Annotated in this window: 26 protein-coding genes, 1 riboswitch and 1 other annotated feature; all 26 genes read left to right on the top strand. The window is 50.0% G+C overall.

Features of this window, described 5'->3' with window-relative positions; all coding sequences use genetic code 11:
- The first annotated feature begins 48 nt into the window (after positions 1 to 48).
- A complete protein-coding gene (gene ftsZ / locus VFK44_10375; protein ID HET7628782.1) occupies positions 49 to 1,206 on the top strand; it encodes a cell division protein FtsZ in 1,158 nt (385 codons plus the stop codon).
- 262 nt (positions 1,207 to 1,468) lie between these two features.
- Complete coding sequence (gene spoIIGA / locus VFK44_10370; GenBank protein ID HET7628781.1) at positions 1,469 to 2,395, top strand: sigma-E processing peptidase SpoIIGA; 927 nt, start codon at positions 1,469 to 1,471, stop codon at positions 2,393 to 2,395.
- 46 nt (positions 2,396 to 2,441) lie between these two features.
- Positions 2,442 to 3,161 carry an RNA polymerase sporulation sigma factor SigE gene (sigE, locus tag VFK44_10365; protein HET7628780.1) on the top strand — a complete coding sequence of 240 codons (720 nt, stop codon included), beginning with the start codon at positions 2,442 to 2,444 and terminating at the stop codon, positions 3,159 to 3,161.
- 153 nt (positions 3,162 to 3,314) lie between these two features.
- On the top strand, positions 3,315 to 4,094 hold the full coding sequence (gene sigG / locus VFK44_10360; protein ID HET7628779.1) for an RNA polymerase sporulation sigma factor SigG: 780 nt from the start codon (positions 3,315 to 3,317) through the stop codon (positions 4,092 to 4,094).
- A 103-nt stretch (positions 4,095 to 4,197) separates the two neighbouring features.
- Positions 4,198 to 4,467, top strand: coding sequence for a YlmC/YmxH family sporulation protein (locus tag VFK44_10355; GenBank protein ID HET7628778.1), 270 nt, complete (start codon positions 4,198 to 4,200; stop codon positions 4,465 to 4,467).
- Between the two features lie 44 nt (positions 4,468 to 4,511).
- A complete protein-coding gene (gene pgeF, locus VFK44_10350) occupies positions 4,512 to 5,360 on the top strand; it encodes a peptidoglycan editing factor PgeF (protein HET7628777.1) in 849 nt (282 codons plus the stop codon).
- On the top strand, positions 5,354 to 6,037 hold the full coding sequence (locus VFK44_10345; GenBank protein HET7628776.1) for a YggS family pyridoxal phosphate-dependent enzyme: 684 nt from the start codon (positions 5,354 to 5,356) through the stop codon (positions 6,035 to 6,037). The genes pgeF and VFK44_10345 overlap by 7 nt, the downstream gene beginning before the upstream one ends.
- 13 nt (positions 6,038 to 6,050) lie before the next feature.
- Positions 6,051 to 6,458, top strand: coding sequence for a cell division protein SepF (sepF, locus tag VFK44_10340; protein ID HET7628775.1), 408 nt, complete (start codon positions 6,051 to 6,053; stop codon positions 6,456 to 6,458).
- On the top strand, positions 6,451 to 6,720 hold the full coding sequence (locus VFK44_10335; protein HET7628774.1) for a YggT family protein: 270 nt from the start codon (positions 6,451 to 6,453) through the stop codon (positions 6,718 to 6,720). The genes sepF and VFK44_10335 overlap by 8 nt, the downstream gene beginning before the upstream one ends.
- Positions 6,721 to 6,732: 12 nt before the next feature.
- A complete protein-coding gene (locus VFK44_10330; protein ID HET7628773.1) occupies positions 6,733 to 7,518 on the top strand; it encodes an RNA-binding protein in 786 nt (261 codons plus the stop codon).
- Positions 7,519 to 7,581: 63 nt separating this feature from the next.
- Positions 7,582 to 8,097 (top strand): DivIVA domain-containing protein, encoded by a 516-nt coding sequence (locus VFK44_10325; GenBank protein ID HET7628772.1) that lies wholly within the window; start codon positions 7,582 to 7,584, stop codon positions 8,095 to 8,097.
- Positions 8,098 to 8,161: 64 nt separating this feature from the next.
- Positions 8,162 to 8,378: a binding site (T-box leader), on the top strand.
- Between the two features lie 76 nt (positions 8,379 to 8,454).
- A complete protein-coding gene (ileS, locus tag VFK44_10320; GenBank protein ID HET7628771.1) occupies positions 8,455 to 11,211 on the top strand; it encodes an isoleucine--tRNA ligase in 2,757 nt (918 codons plus the stop codon).
- 121 nt (positions 11,212 to 11,332) lie between these two features.
- A complete protein-coding gene (locus VFK44_10315; protein HET7628770.1) occupies positions 11,333 to 12,022 on the top strand; it encodes a TraR/DksA C4-type zinc finger protein in 690 nt (229 codons plus the stop codon).
- 87 nt (positions 12,023 to 12,109) lie between these two features.
- A complete protein-coding gene (gene lspA / locus VFK44_10310; GenBank protein HET7628769.1) occupies positions 12,110 to 12,586 on the top strand; it encodes a signal peptidase II in 477 nt (158 codons plus the stop codon).
- Positions 12,561 to 13,460, top strand: a complete 900-nt coding sequence (locus VFK44_10305) for an RluA family pseudouridine synthase (GenBank protein HET7628768.1) — start codon at positions 12,561 to 12,563, stop codon at positions 13,458 to 13,460. The genes lspA and VFK44_10305 overlap by 26 nt, the downstream gene beginning before the upstream one ends.
- A 129-nt stretch (positions 13,461 to 13,589) precedes the next feature.
- Positions 13,590 to 13,673, top strand: a riboswitch (cyclic di-GMP riboswitch).
- Between the two features lie 28 nt (positions 13,674 to 13,701).
- Positions 13,702 to 14,247 carry a hypothetical protein gene (locus VFK44_10300; protein ID HET7628767.1) on the top strand — a complete coding sequence of 182 codons (546 nt, stop codon included), beginning with the start codon at positions 13,702 to 13,704 and terminating at the stop codon, positions 14,245 to 14,247.
- 12 nt (positions 14,248 to 14,259) lie between these two features.
- Positions 14,260 to 14,865 carry a hypothetical protein gene (locus VFK44_10295; protein ID HET7628766.1) on the top strand — a complete coding sequence of 202 codons (606 nt, stop codon included), beginning with the start codon at positions 14,260 to 14,262 and terminating at the stop codon, positions 14,863 to 14,865.
- Between the two features lie 60 nt (positions 14,866 to 14,925).
- Positions 14,926 to 15,801: a signal peptidase I gene (locus VFK44_10290; GenBank protein ID HET7628765.1), complete on the top strand. Its 876-nt coding sequence runs from the start codon at positions 14,926 to 14,928 to the stop codon at positions 15,799 to 15,801.
- 292 nt (positions 15,802 to 16,093) lie between these two features.
- Positions 16,094 to 16,630, top strand: a complete 537-nt coding sequence (pyrR, locus tag VFK44_10285) for a bifunctional pyr operon transcriptional regulator/uracil phosphoribosyltransferase PyrR (GenBank protein ID HET7628764.1) — start codon at positions 16,094 to 16,096, stop codon at positions 16,628 to 16,630.
- A gap of 124 nt (positions 16,631 to 16,754) precedes the next feature.
- Positions 16,755 to 17,687, top strand: coding sequence for an aspartate carbamoyltransferase catalytic subunit (locus tag VFK44_10280; GenBank protein ID HET7628763.1), 933 nt, complete (start codon positions 16,755 to 16,757; stop codon positions 17,685 to 17,687).
- On the top strand, positions 17,650 to 18,933 hold the full coding sequence (locus VFK44_10275) for a dihydroorotase (protein ID HET7628762.1): 1,284 nt from the start codon (positions 17,650 to 17,652) through the stop codon (positions 18,931 to 18,933). Before VFK44_10280 ends, VFK44_10275 begins: the two co-directional genes overlap by 38 nt.
- Positions 18,930 to 20,021: a carbamoyl phosphate synthase small subunit gene (locus VFK44_10270; GenBank protein ID HET7628761.1), complete on the top strand. Its 1,092-nt coding sequence runs from the start codon at positions 18,930 to 18,932 to the stop codon at positions 20,019 to 20,021. The genes VFK44_10275 and VFK44_10270 overlap by 4 nt, the downstream gene beginning before the upstream one ends.
- Positions 20,014 to 23,223 carry a carbamoyl-phosphate synthase large subunit gene (gene carB, locus VFK44_10265; protein ID HET7628760.1) on the top strand — a complete coding sequence of 1,070 codons (3,210 nt, stop codon included), beginning with the start codon at positions 20,014 to 20,016 and terminating at the stop codon, positions 23,221 to 23,223. Before VFK44_10270 ends, carB begins: the two co-directional genes overlap by 8 nt.
- Positions 23,220 to 23,996 (top strand): dihydroorotate dehydrogenase electron transfer subunit, encoded by a 777-nt coding sequence (locus tag VFK44_10260; GenBank protein ID HET7628759.1) that lies wholly within the window; start codon positions 23,220 to 23,222, stop codon positions 23,994 to 23,996. The genes carB and VFK44_10260 overlap by 4 nt, the downstream gene beginning before the upstream one ends.
- Complete coding sequence (locus tag VFK44_10255) at positions 23,993 to 24,925, top strand: dihydroorotate dehydrogenase (GenBank protein HET7628758.1); 933 nt, start codon at positions 23,993 to 23,995, stop codon at positions 24,923 to 24,925. Before VFK44_10260 ends, VFK44_10255 begins: the two co-directional genes overlap by 4 nt.
- The coding region (locus tag VFK44_10250; protein ID HET7628757.1) for an orotidine 5'-phosphate decarboxylase / HUMPS family protein at positions 24,904 to 25,145 on the top strand (242 nt) is incomplete at its 3' end. The genes VFK44_10255 and VFK44_10250, both read left to right, overlap by 22 nt.

Genomic DNA, 25,145 nt, shown 5'->3' with positions numbered 1-25,145 from the left:
ACCCGATTCACATGAAAAGGATAATCATAACTAATAGGGGGATCTGAGATGTTAGACTTTGAGATGGACACGGAACAATTGGCGCAAATCAAAGTGATCGGCGTCGGAGGCGGCGGGAGCAACGCTGTCAACCGAATGATAGAGCACGGCGTGCAAGGCGTTGAATTCATCGCCGTGAATACGGACGCGCAAGCTTTGAATCTCTCAAAAGCGGAGACGAAACTGCAAATCGGCACGAAATTGACCCGCGGCCTAGGCGCTGGAGCCAATCCCGAAGTCGGCAAAAAAGCGGCGGAGGAAAGCAAAGAGCAGTTGGAAGAAGCGCTTGCTGGCGCTGACATGGTTTTCGTCACCGCCGGAATGGGCGGAGGAACGGGAACTGGCGCGGCGCCTGTGATCGCTGAAGTTTCTAAAGAGATCGGCGCGCTCACGGTCGGTATTGTGACGCGTCCTTTCACGTTCGAGGGAAGAAAACGGCAATCGCAGGCGATGAACGGCATTGACATATTTAAGGAAAAAGTTGATACGTTGATCGTCATTCCGAACGACCGGTTGTTGGAAATCGTCGATAAAAACACCCCTATGCTCGAAGCTTTCCGAGAGGCCGACAACGTTCTGCGCCAAGGTGTACAAGGCATATCCGAATTGATTGCCGTCCCCGGCTTGATTAATCTCGACTTTGCCGACGTCAAAACCGTCATGACGGAAAAAGGCTCGGCGCTTATGGGGATCGGCATCGCCCAAGGGGAAAACCGCGCGACCGAAGCCGCGAAAAAAGCCATTTCTTCTCCGCTTCTGGAAACGTCGATTGACGGAGCGAAAGGCGTCTTGATGAACATTACCGGCGGAAGCAACCTCAGCCTTTATGAGGTAAACGAGGCCGCCGATATCGTTGCGACCGCGTCTGATCCGGAAGTGAACATGATCTTCGGTTCGGTCATTAATGAGGAATTGAAAGAGGAAATCGTCGTTACGGTCATCGCGACCGGATTCGACGAGAAAGAGAATAAACAAAGTTCGGCTAACGGCCGTGCGAGACAGCATCTTGGAACGTCCGGGCCGGGAAGTTCCCTCCTGTCCGGGCAACGAGAACCATCGTCTTCGCAGCCACAACAAAATACGCCGGCGTTTGACGAGGAACAACAGGACGAGCTCGACATTCCGACGTTTCTTCGCAATCGCAATCGCCGGCGCAACAGAGACTAACAGTGACAAAGTCCCCTCAGCGGGGTCTTTTTTTTGTCTTTTTTCCTTGCTTGGCATTTGGCGGAAACGGTCCATTTTTTTCACGACAAAAGGTGCGAAAATGTCCCAAAATTTCTTGGTTCGCCGCAACATAAACTGACAGACTTTTTTATAGAATGGAAGTATACTAAACCCGTGCATCCGTCAAATGATGTTCGCCAGTTCTCATATAGGTGAATTCGGAAAGGAGGCAGGACCTCGCCTTGAAAGGGGGCGCGATCGGTTGACCGTCTATTTGGACGTCGTATGGTTGTTGAATTTTCTTATCGACTTGCTGTTGTTGATTTTAACGGCGCACGTTTTGCGCAGGGACGTCGGAAAACTGAGAATGTTGGCGGGCGCGTTCATCGCATCCGTTTTTATTTTTTTTCTGTTCTCGCCTTACACGGCATTCCTTTATGCGCCGGTTCCGAAATTTTTCTATTCGGTTTTCATCGTTTGGACGGTTTTCGGTTATCAACGATTTTATGCTTTTGTACAAGTTGTTTTCATGTTTTATTTCATTACTTTCGTCATCGGGGGCGGAATGTTCGCCTTTCATTACTTTATGCAAGGGAGCAGCACAATATTAAACACCGTTCTCTCCCATGCGACGCCGTTCGGGGACGTGTTCAGCTGGGCGTTCGTACTCATCGGCTTCCCGTGTTTTTGGTGGTTCTCGAAAAAACGCGTCGATGCGATCCGCGTCAAGAAAATTCACTACGATCAAATGGTGTCGGTCGAAATTTGCGTGGGAGATGCCCGTATCGAGGCGAAAGGGTTGATCGACAGCGGGAATCGGCTCCACGATCCGCTGACGCAAACTCCGGTGATGATCTTGCAACTCGATTCTTTTGAAAACGAGTTTCCGGACGCCTTGATTCGCAGGGCAAGAAATCCGGAAGCGATGTTTGACGACAGCGAAACGCTGCCCGAACAGTGGCAAAGCCGCATTCGGCTTATCCCCTACCGCGGAATCGGAAAAAACCGGGATTTTCTGCTCGCATTTAAACCGGATCACGTCAAACTGAAACAACAGAACGAGGAAATCGTTTGTAAAAAAGTTTTCGTCGGCTTGAACGAAGGAACCTTGTCGAGCGAAGGGGGGTTCAACGCGATCGTCCATCCGAAAATGATGGCCGCAAACGCAAAAGCGCAGCCTGCGTCGTGACTTTCTTTGGACGCCTGCAACATGTGGAAAGGATAGGAGGACAAACATGGTCAAGTTGAAGACGCGAATGACCTACTGGTGGTATAAGTTGTTGATGGCAATCGGCATCAAATCCGAGGAAATTTATTACATCGGGGGTAGTGAAGCATTGCCGCCGCCGTTGTCGAAAGACGAGGAAGCTCTCTTATTAAAAAAATTGCCGAAAGGCGACAAAGCGGCGCGGTCCGTATTGATCGAACGCAATCTTCGGCTTGTCGTCTACATCGCTCGCAAATTTGAAAATACGGGCATCAACATTGAAGATTTGATCAGCATCGGCACGATCGGTTTGATCAAAGCCGTCAATACGTTTAATCCGGAAAAGAAGATCAAGCTGGCCACGTATGCTTCTCGATGTATCGAAAACGAAATTTTGATGTATTTGCGGAGAAACAACAAGCGGCGTTCGGAAGTTTCTTTCGACGAACCGCTGAATGTCGATTGGGACGGAAACGAGTTGTTGTTGTCGGATGTTCTCGGAACGGACAACGACATCATCACGCGCCGCATCGAGGAACGAGTCGACCGGAAATTGTTGAAAAAAGCGCTGAAGTCGTTGAACGACCGGGAGAAACAAATTATGGAGCTTCGATTCGGCATTTCCGGCGGAAAAGAGAAGACGCAAAAAGACGTCGCCGACATGTTAGGCATTTCACAATCGTACATTTCCCGGCTTGAGAAACGAATCATTAAACGGTTGTCGAAAGAATTCGAAAAGATGATTTAAAAAAAATTGTTCCATCTGCGAAATCCGAAACGACCGCGAAATCACCGATGATTTGATCGAGTTGTGCCGTTTCGCTCCGGTTTCGACCTGCATATTTTTCCCTTCCTCGGAGATACTGACACTTGTACATATCTCCGGATGGGAGGGACTCGCGTGGCACGCAATAAAGTCGAAATTTGCGGAGTGGACACGTCGAAACTGCCAGTATTAACAAACAAAGAAATGCGCGTGTTGTTTAAACAAATGCAAAAAGGGGATGAATCCGCCAGAGAAAAACTCGTGAACGGCAACTTAAGGCTCGTGTTGAGCGTCATTCAACGGTTCAACAACAGAGGAGAATACGTGGACGATCTGTTTCAAGTCGGCTGCATCGGCTTGATGAAGTCGATCGACAACTTTGATCTCGACCAAAACGTGAAGTTTTCCACGTACGCCGTACCGATGATTATCGGCGAGATTCGCCGTTATTTGCGTGACAACAATCCCATTCGGGTCTCCCGCTCTTTGCGTGATATCGCCTACAAAGCTTTGCAAGTCCGTGACAAGATCACGCGTGAAGAAGCGAAGGAACCGACGGCACAGGAAATTGCGCGCCACCTTGATGTGACAGCGGAAGAAATTGTTTTCGCACTTGACGCGATTCAAGATCCGGTGTCACTGTTCGAACCGATCTACAATGACGGCGGCGATCCGATTTACGTGATGGACCAAATAAGCGACGATAAAGAAAAAGATGTGAAGTGGACGGAAGAAATCGCGCTTCGCGAAGCGATGGCGCAGTTGAACGACAGGGAAAAATCGATCCTGTCGCGAAGATTTTTCCAAGGAAAAACGCAAATGGAAGTTGCCGAAGAAATCGGGATCTCCCAGGCGCAAGTGTCGCGGCTCGAGAAAGCCGCTATCCAACAAATGAACAAGCATATCGAAAGTTAGTCCCGCTGCACAGCTCGGGACTTCTTTTTATGGCGTATTTTTCAAAGGTCGGTCATATAATGTAACGAGCCATGATGAGACATCCTAGAACGGAGGCTGTTTTATGAGTAAAATTTCGGAGTTTCAAGCAAAGGACGTCGTGAACGTTTCTGACGGAAAAGTGTTAGGTCATATCGGGGATCTCGAGATCAATACATCGACAGGAAAAATCGAATCGCTCGTCATTCCCGGCGCCGGAAAGATGATGGGGTTGTTCGGCAGAGAGAGCGATGTCGTCATTTCTTGGCGCAACATCGTGCGGATCGGCACGGATGTTATTCTCGTCCGGTTTCAAGATGGAGACTCGAATGAACACTATAAAAAGGATTCTTAATATGGTAAAATGACTTCATGTGAGAAAGGTCGAGGAGTGTCGGAATGAAGCATGATCCGTTTATGGAATATTCGGAGCCGGCGTTGAAGCTCCCTTTTTGCGACAATGAGGTGGCAGCAGGTTTCTCGACGAGGAACGGCGGCATAAGCACGCCGCCGTTTCACTCCTTGAATCTTGCGTTTCATGTCGGAGACGATGCCGGTAGGGTGCGCCGTAACCGGCAGCGATTGGCAACGGAGATCGGGTTTGCGCTTGACCGTTGGGTTTGTGCTGAACAAGTGCACGAGGCGGCCATCCGAAAGGTCGACGGGCAAGATGCCGGCAAAGGCAGCCAAGACTTGGCGTCGGCCATTGCTGGAACCGACGGGCTCTATACGTCTGAAAGCGGCTTGCTGCTCGCGCTTGCTTACGCCGATTGTGTCCCGTTATATTTTTATGCTCCAACCAAACGATTGGTCGGCATTGCCCATGCAGGGTGGCGGGGTACGGTGAAAATGATCGCAGCACGGATGGTGAAGGCGTGGAAGAATGTTGAGGGCGTCTCTGTCCAAGACATTCTCGTCGTCATCGGCCCGTCGATCGGCGCATGTTGTTATGAGGTTGATACGCGCGTCGCCGCTGCTGTGAACGAACGGCTCGGAACGGATGCCAAAGTCGTTTGTCGGCCGACGGGAAATGACCGGTATCATCTCGATTTAAAAGCGTGCAACCAGATGCTGCTCGTTCGCGAAGGGGTTTCCGAACATCATATCGAAACATCTTCGTATTGTACTTCGTGCCGAACGGACAAGTTTTATTCTCATCGCAAAGAGAACGGGAAAACTGGACGGATGCTCGCATTCATCGGCATGAGGAGTGCAGCGGTTGACCGAAGGCGGGGTGGTGACTGTTGACGATTGTCACAGCGAATTTACGGGAAATACAATCGAAAATCAACGACGCCTGCCAACGCTCGGGCAGGCGCAGCGAAGATGTACATATAATTGCCGTTACGAAGTACGTATCGGTGGAAACGGCGGGAGAGACTGTTCGTGCCGGCATTCGGCATTTAGGCGAAAGCCGGGACAGCGGGTTTCTTGAGAAGCGGAAAGCGATCGGCGATGAAGCGACATGGCATTTCATCGGGACGCTGCAATCGAGAAAAGTGAAAAATGTCATTGGCGGCGTCGATTATATTCATTCGCTCGACCGAATGTCGCTGGCGAAGGAGATCGAAAAACGGGCGGGGCGTGTCGTCGATTGCTTTGTTCAAGTGAATGCGGCTGGAGAAAGGACGAAACACGGGCTTTCCGTCGGCGAAACGATTTCGTTCGTGGAACAACTGTCGCGTTTTTCATCCATCCGCGTTGTCGGTCTCATGACGATGGCGCCTTTGACGGACAACGAAGAGGAAATTCGTGCCGTTTTTCGCAAGGTTAATGCGTTGAAAGATGAAATCTGCGCGAAACAATGGGACCATGCGCCTTGTACCGAATTGTCGATGGGCATGTCGAATGATTTCGCGATTGCCGTCGAGGAAGGTGCAACCTTTGTTCGTATAGGCACGGCACTCGTTGGCAAAGAATTTTAAGAGGAGCGAGCAAATGGGTTTAAAATCGAAAATCATGAGCTATTTTGATTTGAACGATGACGGGTCATTTCAAGAAGAGCCGAATTCGGACAGGCATAACGTCGTGAGCTTAAAAAGCGTTCATCGAAATTCACGAAATTCACGTCTTCTGTTGAAGGAGCCGAAAGCTTTTGCCGAGGTGCAGACGATCGCCGACGAATTGAAAAATCACCGCGCCGTCGTCATGAATTTTCAAAAAGCTGCGTCCTCGGAGGCGAAGCGGATGATCGATTTTTTAAGCGGGACCGTTTACGCTATCGACGGAACGATGCAAAAGCTCGGTCCGCTCACATTTTTATGCACGCCCGAAACCATCGACGTGTCCGGCGTCATTTCTGATTCTCTTGCGGAGAAGAAAGGTAGTGTGGTTGACAATGCTTAGTTCAATTGAAACGATCATTATGTGGGCGATCCAAATTTATACGTGGATCTTGATCATTTACATTTTGATGTCTTGGGTTCCAAACGCGCGGGATTCTTCGTTCGGGCGATTCATCGCTTCGCTTTCGGAGCCTTACTTGGAGCCGTTTAGACGGTTCATTCCTCCAGTCGGCATGATTGATTTCTCGCCGATCGTCGCTTTTATCGTCTTAAATTGGCTTGTGCCCCGCGGCGTTCATTTTCTGTTCACGTTTTTTTATTAAGGATGATGCCGCATGGACGTGTATCAGCATTTTCGAAGTGAGGAAAAGCCGTTTATTGACGAGGTGACGGATTGGAAAGCGGCGGTGAAAGAAACGTTCGTCCCGAAACGTACCGATTTTTTGAATCCGCGTGAACAAAGGATTGTCCAATCGTTGATCGGAAGCGATGATGATTTGGAACTCGATTGGAACGGCGGCGTTCCGAACAGTGAACGAAAACGGTTGCTCGTGCTCCCGCCTTACCATCCGCCTCAAGAACGGGATCATGGTCTTGTCCTGTTTTCTGTCGAATACCCCCGGAAATTCGCCTCCGTCAAGCATCGCGACCTTCTTGGCGCATTGATGAGCCTCGGCTTGAAGCGAAGCAAGTTCGGGGATCTTCTTTTTAAGGACGGCGATGTCCAGTTCGTTGCTGCAGAAGAAGTGGCTGCCTACATACGCATGAACTTGTCGGAAGTCGGCCGTTTTCCCGTCGAATTGAAAGAACAGTCGTTTGAACAAGGGCTGCGCGTGGAAAAACGGTGGAAAAAGAAAACCGGCACGGTTTCCTCGCTGCGCCTTGATACGGTGCTGGCTGAAATTTATCGATTGCCGCGATCAAAAGTCGCCCCGTTAATCGAAAAAGGGCGTGTGAAGGTCAATTGGAAGGTGACCGAACAAGCGTCGTTCCTGCTCGAAGAGGGGGACGAGCTTTCAGTACGCGGCCGCGGCAGAAGCAAACTTTTCGAGATCGAGGGAAGAACGAAAAAAGGGAAATGGAAAGTGGTTGTCGGGGAAGCGGAAGAAGATTCGGCGTAAAAGAAGGAATTCCCTCTAAGCATGTCGAACGTTAAACATAACAACAGTACGGAGGTGGAGAGCATGGCATTGACACCGCTCGACATTCACAATAAAGAATTTTCCAGAGGTTTTCGCGGCTTTGACGAAGACGAAGTGAACGATTTTCTGGATCAAGTCATCAAAGATTACGAAGGCGTCATTCGCGAGAAAAAGCAATTGGAACAAAAGGTGGACGAGCTTAACGCAAAGCTGAAGCATTTTTCGGACATCGAAAACACGTTGAACAAATCGATTCTTGTGGCGCAAGAAACGGCCGAAGAAGTGAAAAACAACGCGTCGAAGGAAGGCAAATTGATTATTAAAGAGGCTGAGAAGAACGCCGACCGAATTATTAACGAGGCGTTGGCGAAATCGAGGAAAATCGCGCTCGAAATCGAAGAGTTGAAAAAGCAGTCGAAAGTTTACCGCACCCGTTTCCGCATGCTCGTCGAAGCGCAATTGGAGATGCTGGATGACGGCGATTGGGACAAACTGGCCGAATCGATGAAGCAAGAAGATGTTGTCGGCAGCGATGAAAATTACGAAAGAATTGAATAGCATCGTCGAAGGCGGATTGATTTTTTTCGTTCGTTTTCATATAATAAAATTTAGTTATGACGTTGCAAAGACTGTGACAGGGACGCGTCCCCACGCCGCTCACTATCAGCGATCCGGGAAAGGGTGAAAGCCCGGAAGTCGATGCGTGCGGGAACATCACCCTCGAGTTCCGAACCGAAATACGTAGGCTTCGGCGGGTCGTTCACGTTACGAGCGAAAAGCGGGTAAACGTTCGTTTTACCTATCAGGGTGGTACCGCGGGTAACCTTCTCGTCCCTTTCGACGAGAAGGTTTTTTATATGCTGTATTTCACGGACCATGCCATGAACTAAGAAATAATCAGTAGGAGGCCGTCTGATGGACTATAAAAAAACGTTGTTGATGCCGAAAACGGATTTTCCGATGCGCGGCAATTTGCCAAACAAGGAACCGGAAATGCAGGCGCGCTGGGAAAAAGAACAGTTGTACGAAAAAGAGCTCCAGCGCACGAAAGAGCGGCCGATGTTCATTTTGCATGACGGACCGCCGTATGCGAACGGCGACATTCATATCGGTCATGCCGAAAACAAAATTTTGAAGGACATCATCGTCCGATTCAAATCGATGAGTGGTTATCACGCGCCGTATGTTCCCGGATGGGATACGCACGGGTTGCCGATTGAACAGCAGCTGGCGAAAAAAGGCGTGGACCGGAAATCGTTGAGCGTTGCCGAATTTCGCAAGATGTGCGCTGAATACGCGATCGAGCAAATCGACCGGCAGCGGACGCAATTTAAGCGGCTCGGGGTAAGAGGGGACTGGGAAAATCCTTATGTTACGCTGACGAACGATTACGAAGCCGAACAAATTAAAGTTTTCGGCGAGATGGCGAAAAAAGGCTACATTTATAAAGACAAAAAATCGATTTATTGGTCGCCGTCTTCGGAGTCGGCGCTTGCGGAAGCCGAGATTGAGTATAAAGACGTACGCTCGCCTTCGATTTATGTCGCTTTTGATGTCGTTGACGGAAATGGTGTCCTTGACGGGGATGAATCGATCATCATTTGGACGACGACGCCGTGGACGATTCCGGCAAACGTCGCGATCAGCGTGCACCCGGATTTCGAATACAGCGTCGTAGCGGTTGCCGGTAAAAAATATGTCGTCGCTTCCGAATTGTTGGAGCCTTTGCAAACCATGTTCGAGTGGGAAAACGCCACCGTTGAAAAAACAGTTAAAGGGAAAGAACTGGAATTCGTGACGACGAAACATCCGCTTTACGACCGTGAATCACTCGTCATTTTAGGTGAACACGTCACGTTGGATGCCGGAACCGGTGCGGTTCATACCGCGCCAGGTCACGGGGCCGATGACTTTATCGTCGGCAAAAAGTACAACTTGGAGGTCCTGTGTCCCGTTGATGAAAAAGGGATCATGACTGAAGAAGCGCCAGGCTTTGCCGGTTTGTTTTACGATAAAGCGAACAAGCCGATCACGGAAGCGCTTGACGAAAAAGGCGCGTTGTTGAAACTTGAATTCATTACACACTCGTACCCGCACGATTGGCGTACGAAAAAACCGGTTATTTTCCGCGCCACGGAACAATGGTTTGCTTCGATCAAAGATTTTCGCGAGCAAATTCTCAATGCAATCGAACGAGTCGAATGGCATCCGAAATGGGGCGAAATTCGCCTTCATAACATGGTGAAAGATCGCGAAGATTGGTGCATTTCCCGTCAACGCGTTTGGGGCGTGCCGATCCCTGCGTTTTACGGGGAAGACGGTGAACCGATCATTACGGACGAAACGATCGAACACGTATCCGAATTGTTCCGAAAGCACGGGTCGAACATTTGGTTTGAGTGGGACGCGAAAGATTTGCTTCCGGAAGGATTCGTGTCTGAACACAGTCCGAACGGAAAGTTTGCGAAAGAAGTCGACATCATGGATGTGTGGTTCGATTCCGGTTCTTCCCACCAAGCGGTGTTGAAGCAACGAGACGATTTAAGACGACCGGCGGACGTTTACTTGGAAGGTTCCGACCAATACCGCGGCTGGTTCAATTCGTCGTTGTCGACGTCCGTGGCTGTTACCGGCGAAGCGCCGTACAAGCAAATCATCAGTCACGGTTTTGCGCTTGACGGCGAAGGGCATAAAATGAGCAAATCGCTCGGCAACGTGATCGATCCGATCAAGGTAATGAAACAGCTCGGCGCCGATATTATCCGATTGTGGGTATCTTCCGTCGATTATCAAGCGGACGCCCGTGTGTCGGATGAAATTTTAAAGCAAGTTTCGGAAACGTACCGCAAGATTCGCAACACGTTCCGGTTCATGCTCGGCAATTTGCACGATTTCAATCCCGATAAAGATCGGGTTGCTGTCCGTGAGTTGAATGAATTCGACCGTTACATGCTCGTCAATTTAAATCGCTTGATCGAACGCGTCAAAAAAGGCTACAGCGAGTACCAGTTTTCAACCGTTTATAACGCGGCTCACAATTACTGCACGATCGAGATGAGTTCTTATTATCTTGATGTCGCGAAAGATACGCTTTATACAAAGCCGAAAAACGATCCGCGCCGCCGCGGCATGCAAACGGTCATTTACGAAACATTAGTGGCGATGACGAAAATGCTCGCGCCCATCATTCCGCACACGACCGAAGAAGTTTGGTCTTATCTCCCTGGAGACCGGGCGGAAAGCGTACATTTGACCGATTTTCCCGAACCGTTGGCCATTGACGGTGCTGAAGCATTAAAAGGGAAATGGGATCGATTTACGGAAGTAAGGGACGAAGTCCTTAAAGCGCTGGAAGAAGCGCGCAATGAAAAACGAATCGGCAAATCGCTGGAGGCGGCCGTGACCGTGTACCCCGACGAGGATACGCACCGCTTGCTTGAAACGGTGACCGGTTTGGAACAACTGTTTATCGTGTCGCAAGTGAACATCGACGGTAGAAAAAGTGAAGCTCCGGCTGAAGCGAAAACGTATCACCATACGGCTGTCTTAGTCGAAACCGCACAAGGGAAGACGTGCGAACGGTGCTGGAACATCAAGAAATCGGTCGGCAAAGATTCGAAACATCCGGAACTTTGCACGGATTGCGCAACAACCGTAGCTGCATATTATTAAGTCCGATAAGCGCTCGTCAAAGAACGGGCGCTTTCGCATGTGGAAAATGATTACTTGTCTAACTCCTTGTCTCGCGGGTGAAACTAAGCGTACGGCGGATGTCAAGGGAGGAATGTGCTAAATGGATCCTTATGAGTCCATCAGGCAGGATTTGTTGGAACGGAAACGCGAGTCGGAAAAACGCCTTCACGGCGGCGCCGATTTCGGCTTATCCGTTCCATTCGCATCGTCGCAATCATCCGGGGAATTATCGCAATACGACAATCATCCTGCTGACGAAGCAACCGCGGTTTTCGAAAGGGAAAAAGATTGGGCCTTGTTGAATCAAGTGCGGGAAGAACTGCGCGATGTCAATGTTGCGCTGAAAAAAATGGATGCCGGCACTTACGGGATATGCGAGGCAACTGGCAAACGCATCCCATTGGAACGTTTACAAGCGATCCCAACCGCACGAACGATTGTGGAGGCGGCTCCGAGCCTCGTGTCCGACTATCGTCCCGTTGAAGAAGACGTCTTGCGCAACATGGAAAAAGAGTATTATACCGGTAGCCGGGAAACGGAATACAATGAGCAAAACGCATATTTCCAAGCGGCACGCGCCAATGAGAACAGCATGACGTATGAAGATTCATCGCTGATCGATAATGAAGACGGACTCGGTTACGTGACGCCCGTCGAAGCGATTGGATCGACGGGCATCGACGGGTACAAAGGAGACGAAAACGTTCATTTTCAACGAAACATCCAGTATGACCAATGGATGAATCAGGAAAATGCGAACGAAGAGGACGAAAAGCTCGAAGACCGATAAGGAGGGCGCATGCTCTCCTTATTTTGTTCTCTCGTGTGCGCTGTGATAAAATTCATAGCGTACATCGAAGGAAATGGAGGAGAAAACGTGCGTTATTATATATTGGCCGTCGCGGTCATCCTTCTCGATCAATGGACGAAGTGGCTCGTCGCGGCGAAGATGGAAATCGGTGAAAGCATTCCGGTATGGACGGGTGTTTTGTCGATCACCTCGCATCGAAACCGGGGGGCCGCCTTCGGCATTTTGCAAGGACGAATGTGGTTATTTTATATCATTACCGTCGTGGTCGTTATTGGAGTCATTTATTATTTGCAAACGCAAGGCCGGAAACAGCCGCTTCTCGGCATTGCGCTCGGGCTGGTGCTCGGAGGGGCAGTCGGGAATTTTATCGATCGGCTCTGGCGCGGGGAAGTCGTCGATTTCATTTACGTTTCGATCATCAACTTTCCGATTTTCAATGTGGCCGATTCGAGCCTGTGTATCGGGGTTGCTTTAATTTTCATACATACGCTCGCGGATGCGAAGAAAGGGAGCACTCATGGAGATTCATACACGAACCGTTGATTTGCAACAAGACGGGACGAGGATTGACAAATGGCTCGCTGCCATCGAAGATTGGACACGTTCTCAAGTACAGCAATGGATCAAAGACGGGGCCGTGAAAGTGAACGGGAAGACGGTGAAAGCGAATTATAAAATTCAAGCAGAAGACGTCGTCGAAGTTTCTGTTCGCGATCCGGAACCGCTGGAAGTTGTTGCAGAACCGATACCGCTCGATATTGTATACGAAGACGAAGACGTCATCGTCGTCAACAAGCCGCAAGGCATGGTCGTTCATCCTGCTCCCGGACATGAAACGGGCACGCTCGTAAATGCGCTCCTGTACCATTGCCGCGATTTATCGGGCATAAACGGAACGATCCGACCAGGAATTGTTCACCGCATCGATAAAGACACGTCCGGCTTGTTGGTCGTTGCGAAGAATGACCGTGCTCACAAGTGTTTGTCAGAACAATTGAAAGCGAAAACGATCGAACGAACATACAAAGCAATTGTCCACGGCGTGTTGAAACACGATCATGGAAAAATCGACGCGCCGATCGGCAGGGATGAAAAGGACCGAAAAAAAATGGCGGTCACCGATAAAAACAGCGTTCAGGCAGTGACACATTTTACGGTGTTGGAACGCTTCGATCGCTATACGTTCGTTGAATGCAGGCTGGAAACCGGGCGGACGCACCAGATTCGGGTACATATGCACTTCATTGGCCATCCAGTGGCGGCGGATCCAAAATACGGACCCCGAAAATCGCTGCCGCTCCCGGGTCAGGCGTTGCATGCAGCAGTTCTTGGTTTCGAGCATCCGGCAACCGGGGAACAGATGCGATTTGAGGCGGAAATGCCGAAAACAATGACGGAAGCGCTGCGGCAATTATGAACGATTCGCGTAAAACTTGCGATTTTTACAAAACTTTACGTTATTTTCGGTTGTATTAATAGACTCATAAGATTATAATAGGAGTAACATCTTAGTACTTTCGTCGTAACTTTTTGGTAATATAAGGAGGATAGTCGAGGGAGCGATGAAACTGCGTCTTTATTTGGGCACTTACAGGGCGCATTGGAGCGAGTAGTGCAACCGGCCTCTTTCGATCACATTGAGAAAGAGGGGACTTTCATTGAAACGAAAACTGTTTTTTGTGTTGGCTGTGGTAACGGCGCTGGCGATTACCGGGATTAACTACGCGAGCACGCAAGCGACAAAGACGGTCACAGTGTCTTCAACAGGGTTTGCAGACGTTACACAAGCAGTCGCGGGCGCAGGTAACTACGGCACCGTAGATTTTTCTAGTTGGCAACCTGCCGTAAATACGTCCGGAACGACCGGATCCGGCGACTTGTACATCATTGACAGAAGCGCAGGGGCGACAGGCGATATTTACGGAACCCTTTATTTAAGCAACGCGGCCGCGCTTGCCAACGACTACAGCTATTTGAATCTGAAAATTAACATTTACGGGAAAAATACGGAAGACACGGTCTGGACAGATGTTTTGTCCGAACCGAGCGTCTTGACATTGGCCAACGGCTACGTTTCGTTCACGATCAATGACACGTATGATTTATACTCCATCAGCATCGACAGCGGCAGCTTCTACTGCATTTCTACAGCAACGACGGACGGATCGAGCTTGTCGCCTGAATATTACGTCGAAATTCGATAGGTGTTGAACGTAATGAAGGTGACGAAGAAAAAAATGTTTCTCCTGTCAGTCACCGCTGTATTCTCCTTATCGTTCGTCAGTTGGGCGTTCACATCTCAACTGTTGCAGCTGCACATTACGACGGACAGCGCGCTGCCTGGCGGCAAAGCGGCGGCGATCACTTCGATAGTCGACGGCAGCGCATTCGACGTTCATAAGGGGAGACCGCAGAAGATTGCCGGCATCCCGCTGTACAAAATCGAACTCGGCAATGAGCGTTACAGCGAATTGGCACAAATTTATTTGAGCGCGACTAATTTCGTTCAAGCTAACGGTGAGACGAACCTCGTGAAATCCAATTGGTGGATGGACGTCGGCGTCTATTATCCGATTGTCGACGCATCAGCGGCCGACCTTATTCTCGACGATGGAACGGCGCTGAAGAAGTTTACTGCGGACAAAGCGATGGTTCATTTGAATCGAACAAAAGCAACAGGCATTCTCATGCCTGGCAAAATTGTGCCTGGCAATACGACATTATACATCATTGCGTCCTATGTAAGTCCTGCCGGTTCGTTGCCTCCGGGGCAGCAAAAGCAATTGAACCAATTACAATTTCATTGTATGGTAAGAATGTAAAGAAGCGGCGACGATGGGATCGCCGCTTTTTTCCACGATCGGTATACAGGGGCTGTAGCGATGAAAGCGTTTGGAAGAATAACGACATTCTTGTTTTTGGCCGGTTGGGGAGCCGTCATCCTTTATTTTCAGTTCGGAACCCCGCCGTTCGCAGCGATTCCGAGCACGAGCATGATTCCGACTTTTCGCGTCGGTGATCTCGTTTGGGTCGAACCGGTTTCTCCTGAAAAGGTTCAAAAGGGTGACGTCATTGTCGTTCACGTTCCCGAATCCGTCAGAAATCGATTCAAAAGTTATCCAGAGACGATCATTCACCGGGTCGTAGAAAAGAAGCAAGTAAACGGACAGTTGCAATTTCGCATCAAGGGGGATCACAACGGCGGACAAGATCCGTTTACCGTTTTGCCGGAAGATATCATGGGCATCGCCGGAAAATCGTTCCACTGGCTCGGCTATCCGATTTTATTTTTAAGCAGCAAACAAGGGTTTTATTTTCTGCTTTCGTTTTGTTTGATTTACGTAGTGTTTATGCTGTATGACGAATACAAAAAAAGAGAGAAGCAGTTGCGGCGCGGATTCGCTTCGTTGTTTTTCGGGGAAATGTACGAAAAGACAGTGGAGATTGACGAAAACCAGCGGAAGCTTTTGCAATGGCTGGCGGGCAAGGAACTGGCTTCGTCATGCGAAGCCGACGGTTTTGCAGATCGGTCGATCGAAACAGACATTTCCTGCCTGCGCAAACGGATCGAACGCGAAGCGCTGCATCAGAAGGACGAAAAGAAATATGCACGTTTGCTTGAATTAGTGAAAGCGATTGAGCAACAAGTGGATCAAACAGGTGAACGTTCTACTGCCGTCGACGGCGGAGATACGGAAAAGGTGTCATTGCCGCCTCGAAGAGAGAAGAAAAAGCGAAAACGGTTCAAAAAAGGGTGATTGTCCCTTGACACTTGCGTCCAACTCTGTGATAATCAACAATAGAAATGGAATGAAATGAAAGATCCTTTAACTGCAGTCCCGTGAGGCTGAGAAGGAGCGACATATAGATGGTACACGTATGTCCAAATCCTTTCGCCTGCGGCGGGAGGATTTTTTGATCTTGTCTCGCAGTAGTCAAGCAACCGAATGGCGTCGGCGGCATGAAACCGTCGGCCGATAATGGAAACGAAGGCAAACGCCGCCAAATTGGATAGTGCATGAGCCGCGTTTCCCTTGATGGGGTGATCGTATTTCCAAGATCCTATTAGACGAACAAGCGATCCGACGAGCGCTGACGCGCATTTCACACGAGATTATCGAAAACAACCGCGGAATTGAGGACATTGTTCTCGTCGGTGTGAAAACACGCGGCATTTACTTGGCTCGGCGCATTGCGGACAAAATCGAACAAATTGAAGGTGCTGCTGTCTCCGTCGGAGAAATCGACATTACACTGTATCGTGACGATTTGACGAAGAAGTGGGATGAATCGGAACCAGAACTGAAAGGAACCGACATTCCGTTTGAAGTCGCTGACAAAAATGTCGTACTCGTCGACGACGTCTTGTTTACCGGCCGTACGGTTCGGGCTGCCCTCGACGCGCTCATCGACCGCGGCCGGCCGGCGAGAATTCAACTGGCCGTGCTCGTCGACCGCGGTCATCGCGAGTTGCCGATTCGCCCGGATTTCGTTGGAAAAAACGTACCGACATCGAAAGACGAAACCATCGTTGTAGAAGTAAAGGAAATGGATTCAATCGATCAAGTGAGCATTCGGAATAAATAGTCCTTTAAACCGGTCCTGTGAGGCTGGCAAGGCTTTGTACGCACGCGGTGTATGCAAATACAGGCGTCGTCTAACTCTTTGCCAGCAGGCAAAGAGTTTTTTTAGTAATAAGGAGGAATCGTCCGTGAATCATTTGTTGACAATGGATGAATTGCCGCTCGCAACCATAGAAAAACTGCTCAACAATGCTGAACAAATTTCGAAAGGCCGTTCGGTTGCCCTCAAGGAGCAAACCTTTGTCTGCAACATGTTTTTCGAACCAAGCACGCGAACGAAGTTAAGCTTCGAGGTTGCGGAGAAAAGACTCGGGCTTGAGGTGCTCAATCTCGATCAACAAACATCGAGCATCCAAAAAGGCGAAAGCTTATACGACACGATCCGGTTGCTTGAAGAGATTGGTGTAAAAGCGATCGTCATTCGCCACTCGCAAGATCGTTATTTCGACGACCTTGCGGACCGGGTCCACATTCCGATTTTGAATGCCGGTGACGGCTGCGGGAATCATCCTACGCAATCTTTGCTTGACGTCTTGACGATGCAGCAAGAGTTTCTCGTCTTGCAAGGGTTGAATGTGGTCATTGCCGGTGATGTAAGGCATAGCCGAGTGGCTCGTTCAAACGCCAGCGTCTTGAAAAGGATGGGAGCTAATGTCATCTTTTCCGGACCGGAAGCGTGGTTCGATGAATCGATTCCCGACGGTACTTTTGTTCCTTTTGATGAGGCCGTTGAACAAGCGGACGTGTTGATGATGCTCCGCATTCAACACGAGCGTCACGGCGAGAAAATGCAAATGACGAAAGAACAATATCACGAGACTTACGGATTGACGATCGAACGGGCAAAACGGATGAAATCGACGAGCATTATCATGCATCCGGCGCCTTTTAACAGAGATGTAGAAATTGCAAGTGAACTCGTAGAATGCGAACGCTCACGGATCTTTCATCAAATGAGAAACGGTGTAGCGGTGCGTATGGCTGTGCTCGAATGGGCACTTCAACAAGGAGAGGAGAGCTCGAATGGGATTGTTATTGAAAAACGGCAAGCGGTTCAATGAGCAAGGAGAAACTGTCAAAAGCGATGTGTTGTTGGAAGATGGAAAGATTGCGAGAATCGCAGACAACATCGACGCGAGTAACCATCAAGTCGTTGACTTAGAAGGCAAACGGATCGCCCCGGGATTTGTTGATGTCCATGTTCATTTAAGAGAGCCTGGCGGTGAACATAAGGAAACGATCGCGACCGGCACGCGGGCAGCGGCAAACGGCGGTTATACAACGATTATGCCGATGCCGAATACGAATCCGGTCCCTGACGATGTCGAAAAAATCACAGATTTGCAACAACGTATCGCGAAAGATGCCGTCATTCGTGTCCTGCCTTACGCTTCAATTTCTCAGGCGGAAAAAGGAAGCGAACTCGTCGACTTTGCTGCGCTCAGCGACAACGTATTCGCTTTTTCCGACGACGGTGTCGGTGTACAAGATGCCGGGATGATGCTGGAAGCGATGAAAAAAGCGGCTGCTGCAGGAAAAGCCATCGTCGCCCATTGCGAAGAAAACTCGCTCATTAACGGCGGATGTGTGCACGAAGGCACTTTTGCCGAAAAACACGGCTTGCGCGGCATACCATCCGTGTGCGAATCGGTGCACATCGCCCGCGATGTTTTACTTGCCGAAGCCGCCGGCGCACACTATCACGTATGTCACGTGAGCACAAAAGAATCTGTTCGCGTCATCCGCGATGCGAAGCGCGCCGGCATTCATGTCACGGCGGAAGTGACACCTCACCATTTGGTACTCAGTGACGACGAAATTCCGGGAACGGATCCAAACTTCAAAATGAATCCGCCGCTGAGAGCGAACGAGGACAAACAAGCGTTGATTGAAGGACTGCTTGATGGCACGATTGACTGTATCGCTACCGATCATGCGCCGCATACGGACGAGGAGAAGGCGGCAGGCATTGAAACATGTCCGTTCGGAATTGTCGGCCTGGAAACGTCGTTCCCGCTTTTATATACGCATCTTGTGGAAAAAGGCGTTCTTACCTTGAAACAGCTGATCGATTTTATGACGATCAAACCTTCCGAAGCATTCGGATTGCCTTACGGACGGCTGGAAGAAGGCGCGATCGCAGATCTTACGGTACTTGACTTAACTCTTGAAAAATCCATTAAGACGATCGACTTTCAATCGAAAGGTAAAAATACACCTTTTACCGGTTGGACATGTAAAGGCTGGCCGGTGATGACAATCTTAGAAGGCAACATCATTTCTGAAAAAGGGAGCGTCCGCGTATGAAACGGCAACTGATTTTGGAAGACGGCAGTGTATTTGTCGGCAATGGGTTTGGCAGCGAGAGAGATACGGAAGGCGAAGTTGTGTTTACGACCGGCATGACTGGTTATCAGGAAACTTTGTCAGATCCGTCCTACTGCGCACAAATCGTAACTTTTACTTATCCATTAATCGGAAACTATGGCATTAACCGCGACGACTTCGAGTCGATCGAACCAGCCATCCACGGTGTGATCGTGAAAGAAGCAGCGAAAAAGCCGAGCCATTGGCAAATGCAATCCACGCTCGATGAACTTTTAAAAGCGAAAGACATTCCCGGCCTTGAAGGCATCGATACAAGAATGTTAACGAGAAAGATTCGCATTCACGGCACGTTGAAAGGTAAAATTTGCTCCGCAGACGTCAACCCTGACGAAGTGATTCGCCATCTGCGGGAAACCGATTTTCCGCACGATCAAGTAAGCCGGGTCTCAACGAAAAACTCTTATGCCCTTCCGGGACGCGGAAAGCGTGTTGTGATGATCGACTTCGGTGCGAAAAACGGCATTATGCGTGAATGTATTCTTCGCGGATGCGACATGATCGTTGTTCCATATGATACGAAGCCGGAAGAAATTATCCGCTTAAATCCCGACGGTGTCTTGCTTTCCAACGGCCCCGGGGATCCGAAAGACGTCCCGCAGGCAATTGAAACGTTAAAAGCGATTCTCGGCAAATTCCCGGTATTCGGCATCTGTCTTGGGCATCAATTGCTTGCTCTGGCTTGCGGCGCGAATACGAGAAAAATGAAATTCGGTCATCGCGGGGTCAACCATCCGGTAAGAGACATTAAAGCCGGGACAATTGCAATCACTTCACAAAACCATGGCTACACGGTGGACGAAGAATCACTCATTGGCACGCGTCTGGAAGCGACTCACGAAGCGGTCAACGACGGCACGATCGAAGGCTTGCGCCACTTGGACTATCCGGCTTTCAGCATTCAATATCATCCGGAAGCATCTCCGGGGCCGGAAGACGCCAATCCTTTGTTTGAACAGTTCATGGAATTGATGGAAAACAGCAGGAAGGAAGGGTTGCAACATGCCTAAACGTACGGATCTTAATAAAATTTTGGTGATTGGCTCAGGACCGATTATCATCGGCCAAGCGGCGGAATTTGACTACGCGGGAACACAAGCGTGCCGCGCCTTGAAAGAAGAAGGGTATCACGTTGTATTAGTCAACTCGAATCCGGCGACAATTATGACCGATTCGGCGATGGCAGATGAAGTTTATATCGAACCGCTAACATTAGAATTTGTGACAAGAATCATCCGTAAAGAAAAACCGGAAGGTTTGCTTGCAACGCTCGGTGGACAAACCGGCCTAAACCTTGCAGTAGAGTTAGCCGAAAGCGGCGTCTTGGAAGAACACGGTGTCGAATTTCTCGGGTCGAACTTGAATTCGATTCAACAAGCGGAAGACCGCGAAGCTTTCCGTTCCCTCATGAACGAACTCGGTGAGCCGGTGTGCGAAAGCGACATCGTGCATAACTTAGAAGAGGCAAGACGGTTCGTTGATAAAATTGGCTATCCGGTGATCGTTCGTCCGGCTTACACGCTGGGAGGAACGGGAGGCGGAATCGTTTACGACGAAGACGATCTCGTAGAAATCGTGGCAAGCGGCTTGAAAAACAGCCCGGTCAATCAAGTGCTTCTTGAGAAAAGCATCGCCGGCTACAAAGAAATCGAATATGAAGTGATGCGGGATTCCAACGATCAGGCGATCGTTGTGTGTAACATGGAAAACATCGACCCTGTCGGCGTTCATACAGGAGATTCGATCGTCGTCGCTCCGAGTCAGACCCTTTCCGATCGCGACTATCAAATGCTTAGAAACTCGTCTTTGAGGGTCATTCGCGCGCTTGGTATCGAAGGCGGTTGTAACGTACAATTGGCGCTCGATCCTGACAGTTCGCAATACTACATCATCGAAGTGAATCCGCGGGTAAGCCGCTCTTCTGCACTCGCATCGAAAGCGACCGGTTATCCAATTGCGAAAATGGCGACGAAGATCGCCGTCGGCTATACGCTTGACGAAATAATCAACCCGATTACCGGTACGACGTATGCAAGCTTTGAACCTGCACTTGACTATGTTGTTTCGAAATTTCCGCGCTGGCCGTTTGACAAGTTTAATGCCGCGAACCGGAAGCTCGGAACACAAATGAAAGCCACGGGTGAAGTGATGGCGATCGGACGAAACTTCGAAGAATCGCTCTTGAAAGCGGTCCGTTCGCTTGAAGCGGGCGTCCATCACCTTGAACTTGAAGAAGCCAAAGACTTGTCCGATGCTGAATTGGAAACGGAAATTAAAAAGACCGACGACCAACGGTTGTTTATGATTGCCGAAGCCATGCGCCGCGGCACGAGCGTGGAAACGATTTGGGAATGGACGATGATTGATCGTTTCTTCTTAGATAAAATGCTTGACATCGTAAAGTTGGAAGAAGCGTTGAAAGCTTCGGTCGGTGATAAGGACTTGCTGCTGAATGCGAAACGTCTCGGCTTCTCCGATTCGAAACTGGCGGAATTGTGGGACTGGAGTATTCTCGAACTTGAAAACTTCCGTGTGGAAAACGACATTCAGCCGGTCTTCAAAATGGTAGATACGTGTGCAGCCGAATTCGAATCCGAAACCCCTTACTACTACGGAACGTATGAACAAGAAAATGAATCGGTCATTACGGATAAACCGAAAGTGCTTGTACTCGGTTCCGGCCCGATTCGCATCGGTCAAGGCATCGAATTCGACTATGCAACGGTGCACACGGTTTGGGCGATTAAAGAAGCCGGTTACGAATCGATCATCATTAACAACAACCCGGAGACGGTTTCGACGGACTTCAGTATTTCCGACAAACTGTATTTCGAACCGCTGACGATTGAAGATGTCATGAACGTCATTCGCCACGAAAATCCGCTCGGCGTTGTCGTGCAATTCGGCGGTCAAACAGCGATCAACTTAGCGGCCGATCTCGCGGCAAGAGGTGTAAAAATTCTCGGCACGAAGCTCGAGGACATGGACCGCGCGGAAAACCGCGACTTGTTCGAACAAACGTTGGAGCAGCTCGGGGTGCCGCAGCCGCTCGGAAGAACGGCAACTTCGCAAGAAGGCGCGCTGGCGATTGCTGAAGACATTGGCTACCCCGTGCTTGTAAGACCTTCTTACGTGCTCGGTGGACGGGCGATGGAAATCGTCTATCATGAAAATGACTTGAAGATGTACATGGAAAATGCGGTAAAGGTCAATCCGGAGCATCCGGTGCTCATTGACCGCTATTTGACAGGGAAAGAAATCGAAGTCGACGCGATCTGCGACGGGGAAACGGTCGTCATTCCGGGCATCATGGAACACATCGAACGCGCAGGCGTACACTCCGGTGACTCGATCGCGGTGTACCCGCCGCAAAGCTTGTCAGACAGTGTGAAGCAAAAATTAATTGACCATACGATCGCGCTTGCGAAAGGGTTGAACACGGTCGGATTGCTCAACATTCAGTTTGTCATCCATAAAGATGACGTCTATGTCCTTGAGGTCAACCCGCGTTCGAGCCGCACGGTGCCTTTCTTGAGTAAAATTACCGGCGTACCGATGGCGAGCTTGGCGACGAAAGCGATTCTCGGTGAAAAGTTAAAAGATTACGGCTATGAAACCGGTTGTCAGCCGGAAAGCGACGAAGTGTTTGTGAAAGTGCCGGTGTTTTCCTTCGCTAAACTGCGCAGCGTAGACATCACGCTTGGACCAGAGATGAAGTCGACCGGTGAAGTGATGGGCAGAGACTTAACGCTTGAAAAGGCGCTTTATAAAGGGTTGATTGCTTCAGGAATGAAGATCCCGACTTACGGCAACGTGTTGTTCACGGTCGCTGATAAAGACAAGCCGGAAGCGCTCGATCTCGTCAAACGATTTTATCAAATCGGTTACCGGATTCTTGCGACGGAAGGAACGGCAAGCTTTATCGAATCCCAAGGCATTCCGGTAACGACGGTCAACAAAATTGGCAATGAACAGCCGACCTTGCTTGAAACCATCCGCCAAGGTGATGCACAGTTCGTCGTCAACACGATGACGAAAGGAAAACGGACGGCCCGCGATGGATTCCGCATCCGCAGAGAGTCTGTCGAAAACGGTGTTGTCTGTCTCACATCGTTAGATACGGCTGACGCGTTGTTGAGCGTATTGGAATCGATGATGTTCCGCATGGAAAGCATGCCAAAGGTGGATCACAAGGAGAGAGTCAAATTATGAAAATTTCCGAGGTCCGTATCACCGGGCAGCGCGAAATCGCCAATCGCATCTATGAGTTGAAACTCCACGGGGAAGTTGTCGATGAAATGACAAACCCGGGACAATTTGTTCACTTGCGGACCGACGGAAGCTTTGAAACGCTCCTGAGAAGACCGATCAGCATCGCTGACGTTGATCGTAACAAACAGGAAGTGACGATCATTTACCGCGTCGAAGGTGCTGGGACGTCGAATTTAGCTGCCAAGCGGCCGGGGGACGTCGTGGATTTACTCGGTCCGCTCGGCAACGGCTTCTCGCTTGCGCCGGCGGAGCAACACCGCAAAGTGTTGCTCGTCGGCGGCGGGATCGGCGTGCCGCCGCTTTACTACTTGTCGCGGCAGCTCAAGTCACGCGGCGTCGAAGTGAAACACGTCCTCGGCTTTTCTTCAAAAGCGGAAGTTTTTTATGAAGAGAAATTTTCTGAGCTCGGCGAAACGTATGTCACGACGGTAGACGGTTCGCACGGGTTGAAAGGCTTTGTGACGGACGCGATCACCAAGTACGGATTCGATTATGATTTGCTGTACGCATGCGGACCAACACCGATGTTGAAGGCATTGGAGCAGGCTTCTGAAGGAAAAGAAGCGTACTTATCGCTTGAACAGCGGATGGGCTGCGCCGTTGGCGCGTGTCTGGCGTGTGTCGTTCACGTGCAAGGAGACGAAACTGGAGCGGATTACCGGAAAGTTTGCAAGGACGGACCGGTGTTTCCGGCCGGAGAGGTGGTTTTATGAATCGGTTAGCGGTTGAACTTCCAGGATTGAACATGAAAAATCCGGTCATGCCGGCCTCCGGTTGTTTCGGCTTCGGCCGCGAGTATGCGGAATTTTACGATCTGAACAAACTCGGGGCAATCGCGGTCAAAGCAGCGACGGCAGAGCCGCGGTTCGGCAATCCGACACCGCGCGTAGCAGAAACGGCTGCAGGCATGTTGAATGCGATCGGATTGCAAAATCCCGGCGTTGATAAAATTGTCTCCGAACAGCTCCCGTGGCTGGAAAAATACGACGTGCCGATCCTTGCGAATATCGCTGGCTCACAAATGGAAGATTACGTCGAAACGGCGAAAAAAATCAGCGAAGCGCCGAATGTGAACGCACTTGAGCTGAATATTTCCTGCCCGAACGTGAAAGAGGGCGGGATTGCCTTCGGAACGAAGCCGGAACTTGCAGCAGAGCTGACGGAACGAGTCAAGAAGGCGTCGCATTTGCCGCTTTATGTGAAATTGTCGCCAAACACCGACGACGTGAAAGCAGTGGCGCTGGCGGTCGAGCAAGCGGGCGCGGACGGCTTGTCGATGATCAATACGCTGCTCGGCATGCGTATTGATTTGAAAACAGGCAAACCGATTCTCGCGAACTTGAGCGGCGGTCTGTCAGGACCGGCGATCAAGCCGGTGGCGATCCGAATGATTTATGAGGTGAGCCAAGCAGTCTCCATCCCGATTATCGGCATGGGCGGGATTCAGTCGCCTGAGGATGTCATCGAATTTTTTATGGCGGGTGCAAGCGCGGTTGCTGTTGGAACGGCCAACTTCGTCAACCCGCTCGTCTGTCCGGAAATCATTGATGCTTTGCCTGGTTGGCTCGATCGCCTCGGTGTCGAGCACATCTCGGAATTGACGGGAAGGAGCTGGGGACAATCGAAAACCGCGTCTTTGTAGCCCTCGATTTTCCTCGGGCCCAACACGTTCGTACGTTTCTTCAGCCTTTTGAAAACCGTTCGTTGTCAGTGAAAGTCGGTATGGAGCTATTTTATCAAGCGGGTCCTTCGATCGTGACGGAATTGAAGGAGCAAGGGTACGGCGTTTTTCTTGATTTAAAATTGCATGACATTCCAAACACGGTGAAAAAAGCGATGAAAGGCTTGGCTGCGCTCGGGGC

The organism is Bacillales bacterium (assembly GCA_035700025.1).
GTDB lineage: Bacteria > Bacillota > Bacilli > Bacillales > DASSOY01 > DASSOY01.
This window is presented reverse-complemented; position numbering and strand designations above follow the sequence as displayed.